At 34.8% G+C, this 20376-nt stretch carries 14 protein-coding genes; 5 read left to right on the top strand and 9 right to left on the bottom strand.

The window, feature by feature from the left end:
- Positions 1 to 829: 829 nt before the first annotated feature.
- From GFJ36_RS03980 to GFJ36_RS03970, 3 genes are all read right to left on the bottom strand, one after another.
- The gene (locus GFJ36_RS03980) at positions 830 to 3295 is read right to left on the bottom strand and encodes an S-layer homology domain-containing protein (protein ID WP_157349466.1); all 2466 of its coding nucleotides are present in this window, start codon (positions 3293 to 3295) and stop codon (positions 830 to 832) included.
- A 684-nt stretch (positions 3296 to 3979) separates the two neighbouring features.
- Complete coding sequence (gene csaB / locus GFJ36_RS03975) at positions 3980 to 5077, bottom strand: polysaccharide pyruvyl transferase CsaB (protein ID WP_088062132.1); 1098 nt, start codon at positions 5075 to 5077, stop codon at positions 3980 to 3982.
- Positions 5078 to 5218: 141 nt separating this feature from the next.
- Complete coding sequence (locus GFJ36_RS03970) at positions 5219 to 6739, bottom strand: putative polysaccharide biosynthesis protein (protein WP_087985744.1); 1521 nt, start codon at positions 6737 to 6739, stop codon at positions 5219 to 5221.
- A gap of 282 nt (positions 6740 to 7021) precedes the next feature.
- On the opposite strand from GFJ36_RS03970, the gene secA2 reads away from it, so the two are divergent.
- Entirely contained in the window at positions 7022 to 9388 is a 2367-nt protein-coding gene (gene secA2, locus GFJ36_RS03965) for an accessory Sec system translocase SecA2 (protein WP_097892134.1), read from the top strand.
- A gap of 14 nt (positions 9389 to 9402) precedes the next feature.
- Entirely contained in the window at positions 9403 to 10284 is an 882-nt protein-coding gene (locus GFJ36_RS03960; protein WP_088062128.1) for an accessory Sec system S-layer assembly protein, read from the top strand.
- Between the two features lie 115 nt (positions 10285 to 10399).
- On the opposite strand, the gene GFJ36_RS03955 is transcribed toward GFJ36_RS03960, so the two are convergent.
- Both GFJ36_RS03955 and GFJ36_RS03950 read right to left on the bottom strand, forming a co-directional pair.
- Positions 10400 to 10771 (bottom strand): hypothetical protein, encoded by a 372-nt coding sequence (locus tag GFJ36_RS03955; RefSeq protein ID WP_097892131.1) that lies wholly within the window; start codon positions 10769 to 10771, stop codon positions 10400 to 10402.
- A gap of 197 nt (positions 10772 to 10968) precedes the next feature.
- Positions 10969 to 12483 (bottom strand): SulP family inorganic anion transporter, encoded by a 1515-nt coding sequence (locus GFJ36_RS03950; protein WP_141542750.1) that lies wholly within the window; start codon positions 12481 to 12483, stop codon positions 10969 to 10971.
- Between the two features lie 152 nt (positions 12484 to 12635).
- Here GFJ36_RS03950 and GFJ36_RS03945 point away from each other — a divergent pair, with 152 nt between their 5' ends.
- Positions 12636 to 13100: a hypothetical protein gene (locus GFJ36_RS03945; protein WP_088057384.1), complete on the top strand. Its 465-nt coding sequence runs from the start codon at positions 12636 to 12638 to the stop codon at positions 13098 to 13100.
- A gap of 90 nt (positions 13101 to 13190) precedes the next feature.
- On the opposite strand, the gene GFJ36_RS03940 is transcribed toward GFJ36_RS03945, so the two are convergent.
- Entirely contained in the window at positions 13191 to 14039 is an 849-nt protein-coding gene (locus GFJ36_RS03940) for a MerR family transcriptional regulator (protein ID WP_097892129.1), read from the bottom strand.
- 79 nt (positions 14040 to 14118) lie between these two features.
- Here GFJ36_RS03940 and GFJ36_RS03935 point away from each other — a divergent pair, with 79 nt between their 5' ends.
- Positions 14119 to 14751 (top strand): GNAT family N-acetyltransferase, encoded by a 633-nt coding sequence (locus tag GFJ36_RS03935; RefSeq protein WP_157349465.1) that lies wholly within the window; start codon positions 14119 to 14121, stop codon positions 14749 to 14751.
- 120 nt (positions 14752 to 14871) lie between these two features.
- Here GFJ36_RS03935 and GFJ36_RS03930 read toward each other — a convergent pair whose 3' ends face one another.
- Positions 14872 to 16428, bottom strand: coding sequence for a fatty acid--CoA ligase (locus GFJ36_RS03930; protein ID WP_097892123.1), 1557 nt, complete (start codon positions 16426 to 16428; stop codon positions 14872 to 14874).
- A 205-nt stretch (positions 16429 to 16633) separates the two neighbouring features.
- Positions 16634 to 18124, bottom strand: a complete 1491-nt coding sequence (locus GFJ36_RS03925; protein ID WP_141542749.1) for a coproporphyrinogen III oxidase — start codon at positions 18122 to 18124, stop codon at positions 16634 to 16636.
- Positions 18125 to 18383: 259 nt separating this feature from the next.
- On the opposite strand from GFJ36_RS03925, the gene GFJ36_RS03920 reads away from it, so the two are divergent.
- The gene (locus tag GFJ36_RS03920) at positions 18384 to 20123 is read left to right on the top strand and encodes an S-layer homology domain-containing protein (RefSeq protein ID WP_098082470.1); all 1740 of its coding nucleotides are present in this window, start codon (positions 18384 to 18386) and stop codon (positions 20121 to 20123) included.
- A gap of 56 nt (positions 20124 to 20179) precedes the next feature.
- Here GFJ36_RS03920 and GFJ36_RS03915 read toward each other — a convergent pair.
- Positions 20180 to 20376, bottom strand: a 197-nt coding sequence (locus GFJ36_RS03915; RefSeq protein ID WP_157349464.1) for an LPXTG cell wall anchor domain-containing protein, incomplete at its 5' end; no start/stop codon positions are given.

Raw genomic sequence — 20376 nt, 5'->3', positions numbered from 1 at the left:
TGGAACGTCTGGGAATGATTTTCCTGCTGCTGCTACTGGAGAAACAACACCTGCTACCATTGCTGCTGTCATTGTACCTGCGATTACTTTTTTGTAAGAGTTAGTCTTTGCCATTTTATAAATTTCCTCCTTCAGGAATATGCTACTAGTTTCATATCATATTAAATTTGAAAACTAGCTAGTTAGAAAAACCATAAAACAATAAAAGCACAAACAAAAATACTATAATGAAAAGTAGTTCATATAATAAAATGATACAAACCGTTAAATGTAAATATAAGGTTTAAATACCATTTTTTGAAACAAGTTCATCATACTATACAAAACTATTCGTTATCAAGAACTTTATCAAAAGAAGATTCGACACATTCTGATAATTCAGTCTTTTCATTGTATTATTAGTATATTAATAATACTCAAATATAGAAATGAACAAACTGTTTTCCTATAAACCACTCTCACTGCGCTTCGTATATTTTTCATATCGAATACACAATTGGAATTATAGCACATATTTCCACTTCATCACTTAAATGTTTTTTACAATAAATACAATTTTCAGACTGCATTCGACTAAAATTATTGAATTTCGACATTTTATTCTTCTTTTCGAATGTTTTTTTAACAAAAAAAGGTGTGAATTTACAAATAATTTACATATTAATGAGATATTCTTCTATTTTTGAAAACGCTTTCGATTTATTTCTCAATAAAACGAACTACTAATTTGCAAAATATAATCTATTTTTTAGAGATCGTTTTATATAGAAATTAACCATAAAAAAAGAGCCCACATATTGTGGACTCTTTTCATTGAAATAAATTTCAATTAGCGAGTTGCTGTTACTGATTTGAAAGCAGCAAGTGCATTTCCTGCTTTGTCAGTAGTCTTAAACTCATATTTAGCATTATTTTCTAGTTCTTTAGCTTTTACTGTAACTGTACCAGTTGCTAAGTTAACATCTGTTGGAGCTGTTACTTTAAGAACTACGTCTTTAGAAGCTTCAGCTGTTACATCAGCTTTTGTCGTAGTTAATACTACACCGTTTAGGTCAATTACAAAGTCATTTGCATCAACGTTTACAGCTTCAGAGAATGTTAAAGTGATTTCTTTAGCATCAACTTTTGTAATTTTAGCTGATTTGAATTCAGGAGCTTTTGTATCTACAACATTTACTAATAAGTTTGTTGTACCCATTTTTACTCCATCTTTGTTTGCAACGTTAGCTACTGTGAATTTCACTGTTTCTGATTTTTCGAAAGTAAATGTTTCTGGTAATTCAATTGTTACTGATTTTCCATCAGCATTAACAACGATTAAAGTACCTTCTGGTAATTTAGCACCAGCTAAAGTGTAGTTGTTTGCATTAGAAGCTGAATCAGTGCCTTGGCCACCTTTTACTTCTTTATCAAATGTTACTGTAAACTTAGTTTTGCTATCTGCAACACGCTCAACTTTAGTTGCTTTTGGTGCTACTTCATCTTTTTTACCTTCTTCTTTTTTCTCTACAACTTTTACTTCTTTAGTAAATGCTGCAGATTCATTACCAGCTGTATCTTTTACAAATCCTTTTGTAGCAGCAACTTTATAGTTACCCTTTTCTGGGAATGTTAAAGTGATAGCTTTTTTATTATCCTCAACTGGAGCAACAGCTACTTCTTTAGTTACATCTTTACTTGTATCTAAGTTAATTACACGAAGTTTTCCTTCTTGCGCAGTTACATCTTTATCGAAAGTAAGTGTTGCTGCTTTATTTTCATTAGCTTCAACTTTTACGAAGTTAGGAGCTACAACATCTTTTGTAATTTTTACTTCTTTAGTTACTTTAGTACCTACATTGTTAGCTGCATCTTTGTAGCCAACAAATTCAACTGTAATGTTTGCAGCTGTTTCTTTCTCTGTAAGAGCTCCTGGTACTGTAACAATTGCTTTTGTAGTATCTTGATCAAGAGCGATTGTAGTACCTTCTACTACTTTATTACCTTTTTTAACTACTACTTTACCTTCTGCAGAAAGTTCTTCTGAGAATGTAACTTCTAATGTAGCTACGCCTTCAGCAAGTTCTTTCACTTTAACTTCTTTAACTTCTGGAGCTGTAACATCTTTTTCTACTTTATAAGTAGCTTTACCTTCGTACATTTCCATTGTGTTACCAACTAAATCTTTAGCACCAGTTACGATTACGTTAAATGCTTCACCGTTTTTAACTACAGATGCAACATCAGCTTTTGTTAATGTAACTGTATTGTCTACAGGAGAAGCTGTGAATTTCGTACCGTTAATAACAACAGTTACTTCATCTGCACTTAACTTTTCACTGAATACTACTTTAACATTTCCGTCTGGAGTAGATACTGTAGATACAGTTGGAGCTACTTCATCGTTAAAGAAAATTACTTCTAATGCTTTTGGAATGTCTTTTCCATCTACAGATTTAACATCTTTAACATGTGCAACATAAGCTTGTTTATTTACAAGTGCATTTTTTAGTGTAATAGTTGCTGATTTTTTATCTTTGCTTAACTCAACTTTTTCAATATCAAGTTCTTTTGAACCTTCTACAACTGCAAAGTTTGCAGCAGTTACATCTTTAACTTCAGTACCGAATTTAACTTCGATCTCTTTAGCGTTGATTGCTTTAATAGACTCAACTTTAGCTTCTGCTTTTTGTCCGAACTGCATGTCAGTCTTAGCAATGAATTTAGCAGCTTCTGCACGAGTTACAGATTTATCTGGCTCCCAACCATTACCAGTACCATTAGTGATACCTAAAGCAACTAAAATGTTAGCAGCTTTTTTACCCCAGTGCTTTTCTAAATCAGAGAATTTAGTTTCTAATTCTCCGCTTACTTTGCTGTCTAATTTGTATGCTTTTACGATCATTGTTGCCATAGAAGCACGATTAATTTGGTTGTTTGGATTAAACTTACCAGTTTCATCCCCTTGAATCACACCAGCTTTTTCAACAGCTGCGATATATTTAGCAGCCCATGAATCTTGAGCATCTTTGAAAGATGGTTTTGCACCCTCTTTAACTTCTAAACCTAATGTAATTGCCATAATTTTCGCAGCAGAAGCACGATCAATTTCTTCAGCTGGAGCGTATGTACCATCTGGCTTACCTTCGATTGCACCTTTATCTACTAAGTAATTGATAGAATCTAATCCCCAATGACCAGCTGGAACGTCTGGGAATGATTTTCCTGCTGCTGCTACTGGAGAAACAACACCTGCTACCATTGCTGCTGTCATTGTACCTGCGATTACTTTTTTGTAAGAGTTAGTCTTTGCCATTTTATATATTTCCTCCTTAGGAATGTAATACTAGTTCCATAAGTTTTTAAATAGATATTCTATTTATTTTTGAAACTAGTAGATATAAATGTGGTTAACGTATTCTTTGTACAGAATAATAGAATATCCTGTATTACGGAATCGTAAAGAAATCATACACCCTTTTCATCCAATTTAAAATCTCAAATTCGACAAAAAAGTGAATTTTCGAAATTCTGAACGATCATTTTTTCGACTTTTATTTTAAAACATCCAGATTATAAAATCAGAATATTTTAAATGAACGGAAAAACGCGTCAGAATTACATTTTCAACCATCTTCTTATAACCATTTACAACTATAACAGAAAAACGTTTCCAATTTCAATATTTAACTATGAAGATATTACGACATTAATCGACAGCTTATTTTTATATACTTCGACATTTTTATTACATTCTCATTCTTTAAAATTAACAAACCTATTTTCTTATAATTTACCAAATAAAACGCATAATCCTAACATTCTCTATATAAGAATGTTAGGATTATCAAACATACATCTTATCTCTCAAACTTCTTTTTTATGAGCATACATTTAAAAGTATTTATACAATTCGACATTTTTCTACAAATATTTATTTTCTTTCGACATTTTATATTTTTCAACTAATAAAAAAAGAGGATGTCCTCTTAAATTAAGATTACATTCCCCTTTTTTCGAACTCTTTTGAATTCAAGTCACTTATGATGTAGCGAGACGCTGTTGAAATTTGTTCTCTCAATTCTTCTACTCTTTGTTCCAATGTTTCTTGTACATATTCTTTTTGTTCCAGTTGTTTCGTTGCCACGTTATACAAAGTTTCAGCCGTCCAGTCACCATCTACGTTTCCGATAATCGGCTGATTTACTTGTTGTAAAAATGAATCGATCTTTGGATCATATGAAATACCGACCATAGGAATATTAGCAACCGCTGATAATATAAGCGCATGAAGTCTCATACCTATTAGAAGCGAACATTCCGACAAAATTGAAATTTTCTCATGAATATCCAGCTTATACGGAAGCATATGAGCTTCTTCTCCCATTAAGTTAATAATATCGCGTGATGCATTTTGATCAAATGGTCCGTGCATTGGTACGAATAAAATATGGTATCCTTCACGCTTAAATTTTTTCAGCGTATCTGCTAGCTTCTTCATATAATCTTCTTTCGCGTCCCAATACCTCACACTAACTGCAATTACTTTCCCTTGAATCGAATGTTTTTGCAGCCAATCCGACTTCATTCCTTCTGGTTGACATGCCAATACTGGATCTGGAACTAGTTCGATCTCTTTCTTAATACCCATTTCTTTTAAATACAAAAATGAATCTTCATCACGAACTGATATATATGCCGCTTTTGATACTTGCCATTTCACTAATAAACGATTTTGTCTTTTCGTAATTGGACCAATTCCTTGCGCGTAAATATAATACGGCTTCTTCAAAAAACGAGCAATCCGCATAATACCTGTATAGTACAAAATGCTTTTAATACTCGTTTTATCTTGAAGGAGACTTCCCCCTCCGCTAATTAAACCGTTACTTCTCTTTATTTCCTTATAAATTGCTCTTATATCCCAGCGATTTACTGCCTCTACACCGTACATTTTTCTTGTATAGTCGGGGTCATTCGAAAGTACAACAAGCTCAAGAGTAGGATTCTCTTCATGTAGCGCTTTAATAATTGATTGCAAAATTGCTTCGTCCCCAACATTATAAAAACCATAATATCCTGATAAAACTAACCGCACTCTTAATCTCCTCCAACATTTCGCAATCAACTTTTTGTCATTCAACAAATTGCTATCAACTCTTTAATAAGAAAAGTTGGATAACTTCAAATTGATTTCTTTCACAAACATATACATAGCCATACTCATTTATAGACAAATTTACTTACTTAAAAATGGAATTTGCTTTTTGGATATCCAGTTCAACTTTAATGCGCATATGCCATATATGAACAAGGCCACACAAAATGCTAAACCACTATACATCATTGCAATAAATCTAGAATCTACCACATTTATTACAGTAGATGTGAAATATAATCCTATACCTACTATACTAGATACTCCGATTACAGCAAAAAATCTCCCCATGCGAATTGAATAAGCCAATTCTTTTCGAATGTATATATAATTTACGATACAAATTATGATATATATGATCAGTGTACTATAAGCCGCACCAGTTATGCCAAATTGACTTACGAGTACTATATTTAATATGACTTTTACAAAACTCGCTCCAACAACTATCCACGCCGCTTGCTTAGAACGGTTAATTCCTTGCAAAATCCCTATTGATAATACCATAAGTGATGTGAAATACGAACTACCAATTAAAATAGCTAACATGCCGCTCCCTTTAGCATCTGTAAACAACCCAACATTTAACGGGACTGTAAGTGCCATGAGCCAGATTGTTATCGGCGTTGTTAAAACATGAGCAAGCTCATTTGTTCGTTCAATTGTGTGTTTTGCTAACGCTATATCTTTCTTTGTTAATGCAGCAGTTAACAACGGGATTAACGGAAATACCATCGCGCTTGCAAACACGACAATTAATTGTGTAAACGCAAAGCCACGACTATATATACCAAATTGTTCTTGAATCGTTGTAGTGGATTCATGCAACATATGTGGAATCGTTACAGAATCAACTAAATTTAACAACGGCATCGATAATGCTCCAATCGCAATTGGAATCGAAACCTGAAGTATCTTTTTTGCATTTTCTTTAAAGTCTTGCAGTGAATATGTATTACTTTTATAACGATATATACTTTTTACATACTTCAATCTCAAATAGATAAGTGACGTAATTACCCCAAGGCAAGAACCAATCATTGCGCCGCCTGTTACAACATCACTATCTTTATTCCAAGATACGAATAAGAATGCAATTGCTAACATAAAGAAAACACGAATGAACTGCTCAATCACTTGTGACACCCCGGTAGGAATCATATCTCCAAAACCTTGGAAATACCCTCGATATACCGCCATATATGGTGCGATTAATAAAGCAAACGAAGTGACAATTAATGGGAGTCTCGTATCTTGTCCACCAAGCATATTTGCAAACATACTTGATCCAATCATAATAACCGAAAATCCAAGCACCCCAAATATTACTCCAATAATAGATGCTGACGTAAATAGTTTGGCAATCCCGCCCTGGTCATTCTTCTCATGAAGTTCAGCGATTAACTGTGATATAGCTAGCGGTACTCCCGCTACTGATAAAGTTAAAGCTATCATATATACAGGAAAAACAAGGCGGAAAATCCCAAGCACTTCATCTCCTGCTATATTTTGTAATGGGATTTGAAAAAAACTTCCCAACACTTTCGATAGAAACGTTGTAATCGTTAAAATCGCAGCGCCTTTCACAAACTTATTATTCATCTTCTAGCTCTTTTCTTTCAATATATAATTTAAATACTTATTACATCATAAAACGAGATAGCTATATTCTTCTCTTTTTTGAAAATTTTCACTTTATCTCATTTAGCTATCATACCAAATTTCTTATACATTGAATACTCTCTTTCTTTATGCCCTTCAAATATAGCATGTGCAATAACACCTTATTTATATCCAGTTTTTTCTTCAATTTACTACTTCTACTTATTCCAGATAAACATGTGCTATAATGTAGCTATTGTCAGTAAGAGGAGTGTTTACAACATGCTGAATTCGGTAAAAAAGCTGTTAGGAGATTCTCAAAAGAGAAAACTAAAAAAATATGAACAACTTGTTCAAGACATTAATAATCTAGAAGCAAAACTATCTGATTTATCTGATGAAGAATTACGTCATAATACTATTATATTTAAAAACATGCTACATGATGGAAAAACAGTGGATGATATAAAAGTAGAGGCGTTCGCTGTTGTACGTGAAGCAGCAAAGCGTGTACTTGGATTACGACACTACGATGTGCAGTTAATTGGTGGCCTTGTACTATTAGAAGGTAATATTGCAGAGATGCCAACTGGCGAAGGAAAAACATTAGTTTCTTCTCTTCCAACATACGTACGTGCTCTTGAAGGAAAAGGCGTTCACGTTATTACTGTAAATGACTATTTAGCAAAACGAGATAAAGAATTAATTGGCCAAGTTCATGAATTTCTAGGTTTAACGGTTGGATTGAATATTCCTCAAATCGATCCTACCGAAAAGAAACTTGCTTACGAAGCTGATATTACATATGGTATTGGAACAGAATTTGGCTTTGACTATCTACGTGATAATATGGCCTCTTCAAAAAATGAACAGGTACAACGTCCCTATCATTTTGCTATTATCGATGAGATTGATAGCGTTTTAATTGATGAAGCGAAGACGCCTCTTATTATCGCGGGTAAGAAATCAAGCAGCACTGATTTACACTATTTATGTGCAAAAGTTATTAAATCATTCCAGGATACTCTTCATTACACGTACGATGCAGAATCGAAATCTGCTAGTTTTACAGAAGACGGTATTACAAAAATAGAAGATTTATTTGATATCGATAACCTATATGATTTAGAACATCAAACTTTATATCATTATATGATCCAAGCATTACGAGCTCATGTCGCTTTCCAATGTGATGTTGACTATATTGTACATGATGAAAAAATTCTACTTGTAGATATTTTCACGGGCCGCGTTATGGATGGTCGCTCTTTAAGTGACGGTTTACACCAAGCTCTTGAAGCGAAAGAAGGTTTAGAAATCACTGAAGAAAACCAAACGCAAGCATCCATTACAATTCAAAACTTCTTCCGTATGTATCCAGCATTATCTGGTATGACAGGTACAGCAAAAACGGAAGAAAAAGAATTTAACCGTGTATATAACATGGAAGTTATGCCAATTCCGACAAACCGTCCTATCATTCGTGAAGACAAAAATGACGTCGTGTACGTAACAGCCGATGCTAAATATAAAGCTGTACGTGAAGATGTTCTAAAGCACAATAAACAAGGACGCCCGATTTTAATTGGGACAATGTCTATTTTACAATCTGAAACCGTTGCGCGTTACTTAGATGAAGTGCATATTACATATCAATTATTGAATGCGAAAAGCGCAGAACAAGAGGCCGATTTAATTGCAACAGCTGGACAAAAAGGACAAGTTACAATTGCGACGAATATGGCCGGACGAGGTACTGATATTATACTAGGTGAGGGTGTTCACGAACTTGGTGGATTACATGTAATCGGGACAGAACGCCATGAATCAAGACGCGTTGACAATCAGTTAAAAGGTCGTGCTGGTCGTCAAGGAGATCCAGGTAGTTCTCAGTTCTTCCTTTCTTTAGAAGATGAAATGTTAAAACGTTTCGCACATGAAGAAATGGAGAAATTAAATAAATCACTGAAGTCAGATGAAACAGGACTTATTCTAACTTCTAAAGTTCATGACTTCGTGAACCGTACACAATTAATTTGTGAAGGTAGCCATTTCTCAATGCGTGAGTACAATTTAAAGTTAGATGATGTAATAAATGACCAACGTAACGTTATTTATAAATTACGTAATAACTTGTTACAAGAAGATATAAATATGATTGAAATTATTATTCCAATGATTGATCATGCTGTAGAAGCCATTTCTAAGCAATATCTTTTGGAAGGTATGCTTCCAGAAGAATGGGATTTCGCTAGTTTAACAGCAAATATAAATGAAATTTTACCAGTAGAAAACATGCCATCACTATCAGCGAATAATGTACATTCACCGGAAGATTTACAATCCGTTTTGAAAGAAACATTATCTCTTTATAAAGAGCGCGTAAATGAGCTAAATAGCCATACTGATTTACAGCAGTCGCTACGATATGTTTCCCTTCATTTCCTAGATCAGAACTGGGTAAATCACTTAGATGCAATGACTCACTTAAAAGAAGGCATCGGGCTAAGACAATATCAACAAGAAGACCCTACTCGTCTTTATCAAAAAGAAGGCTTAGATATCTTTTTATACACATATGGTAATTTCGAAAAAGAAATGTGCCGCTATGTTGCAAGACATTTAGGTGTTCCTGAAAACGTACAATAACGAGGTGAAAGATTATGTTATCATTCCTAAAAAGAGCTAAGAAAAGCGGAAAAGATACGACTGTCTCTAGTAATCAATTATTCGGACAAGAAGAAACAAATACTGAAAATAAAACAGTAAAACCAACGCTTTACTTCCACCCTAGCTGGGGTGCAGTAGCACAAGAACAAAAATACATTTATCAATTTTTACATAAAGAACTAACACGTTTACAAGAATATCAAATTTCTTTATCTGGAATTGAGATTGAAAAACGTGATAATGGTTATGACGTAGCTGTATTTATTCGTAGCACTGTTCCGAAACCAATTTCTTTCGAAGAGGTTACATTAATCCTTCTAAATAAAGAGAAGAAACTATGTGCCCGCAAAACATTTAACCTTTCTGCATTAGGAGATATTCCTGCAAATGTAAATATGCCATTCATCTTTACATTTGAGCAAGAAACAATTACAGGTGCCGAATTATCGCAAACAGATTGGGAATTAGCGTTTGAACTTGAAAGTAAGCATGTATTAGATTTAGACCCATCTTGGGAAGCTCAGTTACCTGAAGCAAGCAAAGAAGCTTTACGTAATTTCGTAGACAATTTAACACCTCCAAATGATGGTGAAATTAACTTCCTAGGTCTGCAAGCTGCAAGAAAAGAAAACGGTGATTTACATACAACGCTTCTTATTCGTAACGGTTGCAAAGACGACATTCAACTAGAGCAACTTCCTCTTCACATTGAAGATGCAGCAGGTGCAGTTGTTGTTAAAGGTGCTTTCACATTACCGAACCTTGAAATTAAAACGAACACTACAAAACCGTGGTCATTTGTCTTCCCTGCTTCATCTATATTAAAAGAAGATATGGATCTATCTTCTTGGAAAGCATTTGTACCACAAGACTAATAATAAAGAGAGGCTGCTTCCAAAGCTACCTCTCTTCTTCTTTTTCGTACAAAAAAGCCTGTTCAAAAAGATGGTCATCACACCTCCTTGGACAAGCTTATTCTTTATGTAAAATTTACTTCGTTACTAATAAACGTTCAATATGATATTCAGCTTCTAATTTGCACATGTCATCTGCATGGTTCACTTTATTTCTCTTTAATTGCTCCACTTGCTCTTCGGTCGGTTTTTCATTAATAAACTCGTTAATTTTTTCATTCACTTTCATCGCTAATGCTTGATGGAAATCTGGATGTCCTTTCAACTCTTCGTCTACTTTATTAATCCAAGTTGATTTTGTGTATAAATACTGTTTCCACTGTTCAACAAATTGCTGCATATCAAATTTTTCTTCATGCCATTCAATTTCTTTCATATACTTCTCAAAAGAAACAACAATTGATCGCGTAATCCCGATCTTCACTCCATGTGGTAACTGTTTGTACATCAAATATTCCCTCCAGCTTACAGCTCTTCCTTCTGAATATAAAGGAATCTCAAAATTCATATACCTTCTTATAATAGCACATACCTAATCTAGAATGTTACTATACTGCTAAGATTAATAAATGTCAATAACATAAAAACATCACGATATAAAGATATTAAACACAATAAAAAACACCCTCATACGAGGGCATTTCCTTACATAGCACCAGCTTCTACAAACTGTAATTTATCTTTCTGCTCATTACTCGCCAGCGTTACTAACGTTTTTTCAATATGAGTAGGCACTTGTTCTAGCGTCACACTCACTCCTGACTTATCCGACTGCTCAATGAAATTAAATAACGCCATTGCGCCTGATACATCCATATAGCGCACATCTTTCATACGTAAAACAACCGGAGACTTTACGTCTTGTAAAGCATAAAAAATACGATCCACTGTTAAAAATGAAAGTGGGCCTTTAATTTTATATGTCGCGTCTTTTTCTTTTACAATAGAAGCTTTACGTTCTTTACATTTCACCATGTATATAATGAACGAAAGAATAATACCGAACGCAACAGCAATCATTAAATCGAACTTCACTGTGACAATCATCGTTACGAGCATAACAATGACATCACCTTTTGGTGCTACATGCATTTTCTTCATGCTTTCCCAATCAAACATTCCAATACCAGTTAAAATTAAAATACCTGATAATACAGCAAGCGGAATGTATTGTACGACCGATCCAAGTCCCATAATGAAAATAAATAATATAACACTATGCATACTTGCTGAAAGCGCCGTTTTACCACCGCTTCTTATATTAACGATAGACCGTACAGTCGCCCCTGCCCCTGCTAATCCGCCAAACAACCCGCTCATCATATTACCGATACCTTGTCCGACCAGTTCTTTATTACTTTTATGACGTGTACCTGTCACATTATCCATTACGACCGATGTTAACAACGAGTCAATCGATCCTAATAAAGCAATACTAAGCGCTGGTAAAATAAGTTCTGCAATCCCTGTTCCACTTAAAGATGGAATATGAAGCGTCGGCATCGCTTCTGGAATCGTCCCAATTTTTTCAATCACCTTATTTAATGACAAGTTTCCGATAATCGGTAACTTCACTGTAAGCCCTTCTAACGCAGAAGAAAATAAAGGAAGTAAAGCAGTTACACCGACTAATGCAACTAAACTAGACGGAATAGCCTTAATCCATTTTCCAGAAACAATCATTACAATAATCGTTAATACTACGAGTAGAAAACTATTTTGCACATGCTTTATTTCACCTAAAATAATAATTAATGCGATTCCGTTCATAAATCCTGAAACGACAGGATACGGAATGTATCGAACGTAAGATCCAAGCTTACATACACCGAATAAAATTTGAAACAGTCCCGCCATCATAAAGGCTATAAAACTCGCCTCTAATCCGTGCGTCGCAATAACTCCTGTTGCAATAACCGTAATCGGTCCAGTTGGCCCCGTTACCTGCCCAGGTGTACCACCAAATAACGCCGCAAATAAACCTGCAAAAATCGCACCATACAATCCGACTAGTGCTCCCTCAGATGTTCCCGTTGCAGCAATACCAAATGCAATGGCAAGTGGCAACGCAACAATCGCAACAGTAAAACCTGCTAAACATTCCTTTGCTATTTTTTGAAACATATAAATAACCACCTTCACATTAAGTCCACGTTCCATTGTACACCTAAAAGAATACATTCGTTAGTCCACTTTTTACAGTATCGTGACGTAAACGCATTCAATTGTAAGCTCACGCCGCATCTTTGGAAACCATTGTAACTGTGCTATAATAGATAAATTAAATCTTTTATTATATATTTGGAGGCACTATGCTAACTTTTGAAGAAAAATTATCGATTATTGAATCTTTCCCTGAATTAGAAAGAAAGAACGTATCATTAAAACGCGTGAACTTTCACTTTGAAGAAAGTCGTTTAGATAAAAAGAACGTTGTATATCATTTACATCCAAACGGAAACGGCTTTGTATATGCAAATGGTATTAAAGGTTATAAAACGGATGATAAAGGTATGATTAACATCCGCGAATTTTCAGCAGATGAATTACGCTCAGTAATTGAGCAATCAATTGAACTATTATCTCAAGAAGAAATCGTAGTTCCTGCAGAACCTGCGAAAGAAGAAGAATGGCATAACGAAGACGGCCATATCCTTACTCTTATCTCAGAGGATGATATGTGGAACGTGTACGCTGGTGTAAACTTAGACGGTACATTCAACTCTTATCCAGAAGCTGCGGAATACCTTGATGAAGAAGGATTTTCACGTAAGTAATACGATTTAAGGAGGCCGTCCCATTTTTTAGGGATGGTCTCTCTTATTAAGTAAGTAGGCTTTTTGGATCGTCCCCCTAAATTTATAGCATCAAAACTTCTTATTCTCACTATCCCCTATCAAAATTTGAATTTGACAACTATACGTCTCCGCATTAAAAATATCACTAACTAACTCCACTTCAATAAAACTCTCTACTTCTATACTATTTTCTTTCATATATTTAATCATAGTATTTCTACGTTCCTCTTCATTCTCTTTACTATACGCTAACGTTATATATTTCCCGCCCGGTAATACTTTTATATTTTGCATCTCTTCCATATGTACATCATCTCGTACTTTATTAAAAACATACTTCGGTTCTACATCCCAATCTTCATTTACGTTGTAGAGAATCCCCATCTCCATTTCCATTTTCTCTTCATAATCTTGCACGATTTTCTCTAAATCGGAATAATACAGCAACTCCTGTAAACTCCCTACTTCTTTACAAGGCGCAACAACGACATAACGTTGTTCAAAAAATTCAATAGAGATTTCATCATTCTTTAATATTTCCTGTGAACTCACTACTTTCGCATGTAAGTCATCAATCGTTTCCATTACCTCTTTCATTTTCTTTATATGCTCTTCTGCTTCTTCTCTCTTCAATTGTAAAAATCGTAGCAATTTATCCGTATTACATTCCTTAAAAATCTCTTGCAGCTCTACTATGCTCGTATTCAACTCTCGACAGCTTTTTATAATATCAATGTGAATAAATTGATCTATAGAATAATATCTATACCCCGTTGATTCATCAACATGTTTTGGAATAAGAATCCCCATCTTATGATAGTATCTTAGCGCTTTTATCGTAATATCCTTTATTTTTGCAACTTCTCCAATAGAAAACATTTTTTTCATTTGCATCTCTTCCCTTGTATTTTTTCGCATACAACCATTGACTCTCCCCTTAGAGGAGCCCTTACTATTTATAATAAGTCATTTACATTAATAAAGGGAGTATACAATTATGAACACAGTACAATATAGAAGTCTTGTTAAGGAAGACTATGAGCCTATAAAACATTTAATCGGTGAAGCATTTGGATTTAATGAATTCATTACAGATAAAAAATTTTTAAACTCAGTATTAAACTTTTATCTACACAGTTGTATTTTAGGAAGTTCCTTCAGTAAAGTAGCCGAAAAAGATAATAAAGTGATTGGTGTCATTTTAGGCGATTCTGAAAAAGATAAAAACCGTTTAAAGAGCTTCCATAACACTGTTAGCTTTGCCTTTAACACGCTAAAGCTATTCATAACGAATAAAGAGAATAGAGAATTTCTAAAAGCATTTATACAAGTACAAAAAACATATAAAGAACTCATTCAAGGAAAAGAAGATCAATTTCAAGGCTGTATACAATTATTCATCGTATCCGAAGAATCTAGAGGTCTTGGAGTTGGGAAGTCTTTACTAAACGATTTGTTACAATATATGAAAAAAGAAGACGTAACATCTTTATATTTATATACAGATAACGAATGCAACTATGAATTTTATGATAGACAAAACTTCCACCGCATACAAGAAAAAGCAGTTAATTTTGGACCAAAGGAAGAAGATTTCAACGTATTTTTGTACCGCTATAACTTTAACTAATTAATATGTATACTTGATGCTTACAAAAATAATAAAAAGCGGAGATACATACTCTCCGCTTTTTTACATATACACTATTTCCTTATTAAGAAAGATAATCTTATTTGTATAAATCGGTTTCTATTGTTTTGCGCCTTTCAACGACTCTCTCAGGACAAATTTTTGTAATTTTCCACTCGCATTACGAGGAAGTTCATCCACAAATAAATAGTGACGTGGACGTTTATAATCTGCTAATTCATCACTTTCTTTACAATATATTTCTAATTCTTCTTCTGTAATCGTTTCATCTTTCTTTACAACGACGGCCACAACACGTTCTCCCCATAATTCATCTGGCTCACCAAGCACCGCAACATCTAATATACCAGGATGACTATGTAGAAAATCTTCAATTTCACGTGGATAAATATTAACGCCTCCGCTAATTACCATATCATCCACACGATCTGCGACGAATAAATAGCCATCTTTATCGAAGTAACCTAAATCACCAGAGTGATACCATCCTTTATACATCGATTTTGCATTTGCTTCTTCTCGGTTATGATAACCAGCCATCATAGTTGGGCCGCGTAAAATAATCTCCCCTACTTCATAAGGAGGTAATACATCATCTGGTTCTGCTGGTGCATCATCATTTGGTTTTACAATGCGGATTTCATGACTAAAGCACGGTGTTCCTGCTGAACCTGCTTTCGTAATTTGATCTTCTTCTACAAGAAACGCAACAACTGGCCCCATTTCTGTCATTCCGTATATTTGTACGAGATCAATATAAAGACGTTCTTTACATTCCTTCACTAATGCTGGAGCCATTGCCGCTCCTCCATATATACCAATCTTCATCGATGTTAAATCGTACTGCGTTAAATCTTTTTGCAGTAACATATTCCACATCGTCGGTGCTGCAAAAAATGTCGTAATCTTCTCTTCTTGAATCGTATGTAATACTCTATCCGTATCAAAGTGATGTAAAATAACATTCTTTCCACCAACTTGAATACGCGGAATGATTCCAGCATTTAACTCGCCGCAATGATATAAAGGCGCCACTACAAGCCCAGCACTATCTCTATTATATTTTAAGAAATACGTACAAATCATACTATGCTCAGCCATTTCACGATGACGATGTAGCACGCCTTTCGGATGACCTGTCGTACCGCTCGTATATAGCATAGAACAATAATCCATTTCATCAATTTCGATATCTACTTTGTCAGAAGATGCTGCGTTCACTTTTTCATGGTAAGAACTAGCATAGGAAGGTGTATCGTCTTCTACGTACCAAAAAGACGAATTTGGAAAATCTCGTTCAATGATAGCAACAGTTGATTCAACTGCTTTTTCAAAGACTACTACTTTCGAGGTTGCATCTTGGAGGATATACGATAATTCTTTTGCTTTTAGGCGGAAATTAATCGGGTTAAAGATCGCTCCAATTTTCGCACAAGCTAAGTAAACGTTTACAAATTCACGGCAATTATATAAGTAAACAGATACAGTATCTCCCTTTCTTACCCCTTCTTTCAATAGAGCTTGCGCCGTTTTATTTATTTGCTCATCCCACTGTTTATATGTCCAGCGAATATTTTTTTCCGGCTCTACTAACGCCTCTTTATTCGGATACTTACCAACCGCTAAATCAAATATTCTCCCTATCGTCATGTACATGCCAACAATTTCCCCCTTTTCTCTTTCATAAATCTATCATTTCGTCCATAAGTAGACATTGTCCTCTAATGATTTGACTAATTTTTCTGATTATTATCGACATAGTTTTACAAACAGTGTGGTCTCTTGATAAATGAAATTATAGCAATTTACTCACAACAATATAAAAAAGAGGCTGTTCCAAATCGGAACAACCTCTTTCTTCTTATACGAATAGCTCTTCTAAAATTTTCAGTTTGTCTTCTGTATATTTTACGAAGCCATCGTTATATGATTTTGGATCTTTCGGATTTGCGAAGTGCGTAATTGCGCCTGTCTTCGGATGAACAAATTTACTTGATGCACCACAGCCAAGTCCGATAATCGATTGAACTTCTTCCATAATAACAATGTTATAAATACTTTCTTGCGTCGGCATTGCATAACCAACGTTCTCTAAGTTACCTAAAATATTCTTTTGACGATATAGGTAATATGGTACGTAATTATGCTTTTGCGTCCACTCTTCTGCTTCGTGCATCATCGCTGTAATTTCTTCGCGACCAGCTACTTTATATTTACGTTTGTTTTGCGTCATTTCAGAAGCACGTTTGAATGATAACGTATGAACTGTTAACGATTCTGGCATTAACTTTTCTGTTTCATCTAACGTATGCTTGAAAATATCTAGCCCTTCACCAGGAAGACCAATAATTAAGTCCATATTAATATTGTTCATTCCCATTTCACGAGCTAAGTGATACTTCTCAATTGTTTCTTCTACAGTATGATGACGCCCAATTGCTTTTAATGTCTCTTGATGGTATGACTGCGGATTAATACTAATACGGTCAATGTTCCATTTATTTAACACTTCTAGTTTTGCTGGCGTAATTGTATCTGGGCGACCTGCCTCAACTGTTACTTCACGCACATTTTTCACATTTGGGAACGCTTCATACATTTCTTCATACAGCATATCCATCTCTTCTGCTGTAATACTTGTCGGTGTACCCCCGCCGTAATAAATCGTCGTAACTGTTACACCTTTTTCTTTTAAAAACTTACCAATTTCCCGAACTTCATAATGTAAACCACCTAAGAATGAATCAACAGAGCCTTGGCGTCCGTTAATTGCATACGCCGGGAATGTACAATATGCACATTTTGTTGGGCAGAATGGAATACCGATATAAATACTTACTTCCTCTTTCAAACGGTATAAATCCGGAACTACCGCTAATTGGCAATCCACAATACGCTGAAGAAGTTCAATTTTCTCTTCATGAATTAAATAGCTTTCACGAAGTTCTTGGTGTGCTTCTTCTTTTGACATACCACTTTGAAGCATTTTATGAAGAAGTTTTGTCGGACGAACTCCTGTTAAAATGCCCCAGCTTTGTTCAAGACCAGTTAACTGCTGAAGAACAGAAAGATATACATAAGAAACAACGTGCTTCACTTGCTTCATACGCTCTTTTTCATCTGTGAAAGCAGATAAATCTTTTGCGAAAGTTTCTTCATACACATTTCCAGTAGCCACATCTGTTAAACGAGCAGATGCTTTCACATTCTCTTCAATGTGTATATCAACGATAAGATTTGCTTCCTCTTGTTCAAATCCAATCGTACTATCTTCAAAAAATAAGCCGCCAATATTTTGCAGCGGACGTAAAAAACGATCATCTTGTAACGTTTTAATTGAAATTAACAACATTATCACCTTTTCATTTGCAAACTCTCTTTAGTTTACTTGAAGGGCGTTTGTAGGTCAATACAGAAGGTTTTACCTTATTCATATATCCTATTTAAAACAAACTGAATATTAGTTTTTCACGAACTTTTCTTAGTTGTATAGACATTGTAATATACTCTTGTTACAATCTAGAACGTATTAGTACTTGCTACTAATTTAAATATATCCAAAGGAGGACTGTTAACACGACATATATACTATAACGTGTTAAAAAACAACTATGAAAAAAAGGTTTTACAACATTTTGGCACTAACTTTGGCATTACAAACATTTGTAGCACCTACCCATTCATTCGCAGAAAATATAGAGAAAACTGCGGAATTGTCTATTGATGAACAAGCGTTAAAAAGCATTGAAGAACATGCAAAACAGCATAGACATGACGAAGAAAACGACCTTGAAATCTCGGGTGAATATCTTCTCCACTTATCAACAAAACTTCCACTATACGATGCAAACGACTTAAAAACCAAAACAAATATTGAAATTGCTGAACCAGTAGTAAAGGCAACGAAGAAAAAAGGTAATACATATTACGTACAAACTACATCCGGTTCTGGTTGGGTTAATAAGGAAAATAATAGTTTAGAAGTACAAGAGATTCATAAACTTTCAAATCAAAAACTAATTGTGAAAGACGAAACATCAATATATTCATTCCCTTTCCAATCGTTTAAAGAAGAAACGACATTACAGCCACAAACAGTAGCTCCTACTGAACAAGCTGGAAATTGGTTTAAAATTCAACTGAACGGAACTGAGAAATGGATTTATGCTCCTTCAGCTACATTCGAAGGTACAAAAGCATCATTATTTGAAAAAACAGGTTCTATCGAAAAGAGAAGCGCAACTTTCTTCAAAACACCATCTAATTTGCCTACAAATAACGTTTATGGTGTTACATTTAAAGAAATGATCGTTCCAAAAGGGAATGAAAACATTCGTCCTGGCTACGCAATGGAACCGAAATACATTACAATTCATGAAACTGCTAATACAAGTAAAGGTGCTAACGCGTTAAATCATGCGAAGTACTTAGATAGCCAAGCCCGCGGAAATACTGATCGTTCAGCATCTTGGCATTTTACAGTGGATGACAAAGAAATTTATCAACATCTTCCATTAAATGAAGTTGGTTGGCATGCTGGAAATAAGACAGGAAACTATGAATCTATCGGAATTGAAATTGCTGTGAATAGTGATGGGAATTATACGAAGGCGGTAGAAAATGCCCGAAAATTAGCTGCTTATTTAATGAACGAATTAAACATATCTCTAGATCACGTGCAAAAGCATCAATTTTGGAGCGGAAAAAACTGCCCTGCATTTATGATTCAACGCGGACAATGGGATGCTTTCTTAAAAGGCACGAACGCTTACTATAATGAACATCGTAAAGAGGTTATGCCACCGCCAGAAGTCCCTCATGAAAAAGATGACATTACAGGTGGTTGGTATGAACAAGACATTCGTCAATTAGCAGCTAGGAAAATCATGTTCGGTGATGGAAATGGTTCTTACTGGCCAAACCGCCTCGTAACACGAGCGGAGTTTGCAAATTTAATGTCGCGAGCTTTAAAATTACCGGCTGGAAACGCTAAATTTACAGACTTAAACGAAGCACATCCATCTTTAGTAGACGGAATTAATCGTGCAGCTAGCGCAGGTATCATTAATGGTCGTGGGAATAATAAATTTGATCCGACTGCTACAATAACACGTGATGAAGCTGTTATTATGATTGACCGTGCATTAGAATATAACTGGATTTATAGAAAAGAAGTGAAATTACCATTCACTGACCAAAATTTAGCATACGATAAGAAAGCATTACAAAATGTTTACGCATACGGCATCGTAAAAGGGAACGAGCGCAATGAATTCGTACCAAAAGGCACAGCAACACGTGCTGAATCAGCCGCATTTTTAAATCGAATGCTTAAGGTTATTGAAGCTTAAACAAAAAACTAAAAGGCATAAGAGATAACATTTCTCTTATGCCTTTTATAAAACTATTAACTATTTTTAATCATAAATCTAAGACGTATCCCTAATAAAACAAGAGCAAAACCAACGAATGGAAGATAATTCATATCATGTCCTGTGGCTGGAAGGCGTTGTGCATGAGACGCACCTTGTCCTTTTTCTGGTGAGGTAGGTTGTTCTTTATCTACGTTTACCATTCCTTCACCCGGTTTCTCTGTCTCTTCAC

Source organism: Bacillus sp. EE-W1 (genome assembly GCF_009760835.1).
Classification (GTDB): Bacteria; Bacillota; Bacilli; order Bacillales; family Bacillaceae_G; genus Bacillus_A; species Bacillus_A wiedmannii.
This window is presented reverse-complemented; position numbering and strand designations above follow the sequence as displayed.

Coding starts and splice junctions, on each gene's coding strand:
- GFJ36_RS03930 (WP_097892123.1), bottom strand. CDS start 16,428: ATGTACATGACGATAGGGAGAATATTTGATTTAGCGGTTGGTAAGTAT.
- GFJ36_RS03925 (WP_141542749.1), bottom strand. CDS start 18,124: ATGTTGTTAATTTCAATTAAAACGTTACAAGATGATCGTTTTTTACGT.
- GFJ36_RS03935 (WP_157349465.1), top strand. CDS start 14,119: ATGAACACAGTACAATATAGAAGTCTTGTTAAGGAAGACTATGAGCCT.
- GFJ36_RS03955 (WP_097892131.1), bottom strand. CDS start 10,771: ATGTACAAACAGTTACCACATGGAGTGAAGATCGGGATTACGCGATCA.
- GFJ36_RS03920 (WP_098082470.1), top strand. CDS start 18,384: ATGAAAAAAAGGTTTTACAACATTTTGGCACTAACTTTGGCATTACAA.
- secA2 (WP_097892134.1), top strand. CDS start 7,022: ATGCTGAATTCGGTAAAAAAGCTGTTAGGAGATTCTCAAAAGAGAAAA.
- GFJ36_RS03945 (WP_088057384.1), top strand. CDS start 12,636: ATGCTAACTTTTGAAGAAAAATTATCGATTATTGAATCTTTCCCTGAA.
- GFJ36_RS03980 (WP_157349466.1), bottom strand. CDS start 3,295: ATGGCAAAGACTAACTCTTACAAAAAAGTAATCGCAGGTACAATGACA.
- GFJ36_RS03960 (WP_088062128.1), top strand. CDS start 9,403: ATGTTATCATTCCTAAAAAGAGCTAAGAAAAGCGGAAAAGATACGACT.
- GFJ36_RS03950 (WP_141542750.1), bottom strand. CDS start 12,483: ATGGAACGTGGACTTAATGTGAAGGTGGTTATTTATATGTTTCAAAAA.
- GFJ36_RS03940 (WP_097892129.1), bottom strand. CDS start 14,039: ATGCGAAAAAATACAAGGGAAGAGATGCAAATGAAAAAAATGTTTTCT.
- GFJ36_RS03970 (WP_087985744.1), bottom strand. CDS start 6,739: ATGAATAATAAGTTTGTGAAAGGCGCTGCGATTTTAACGATTACAACG.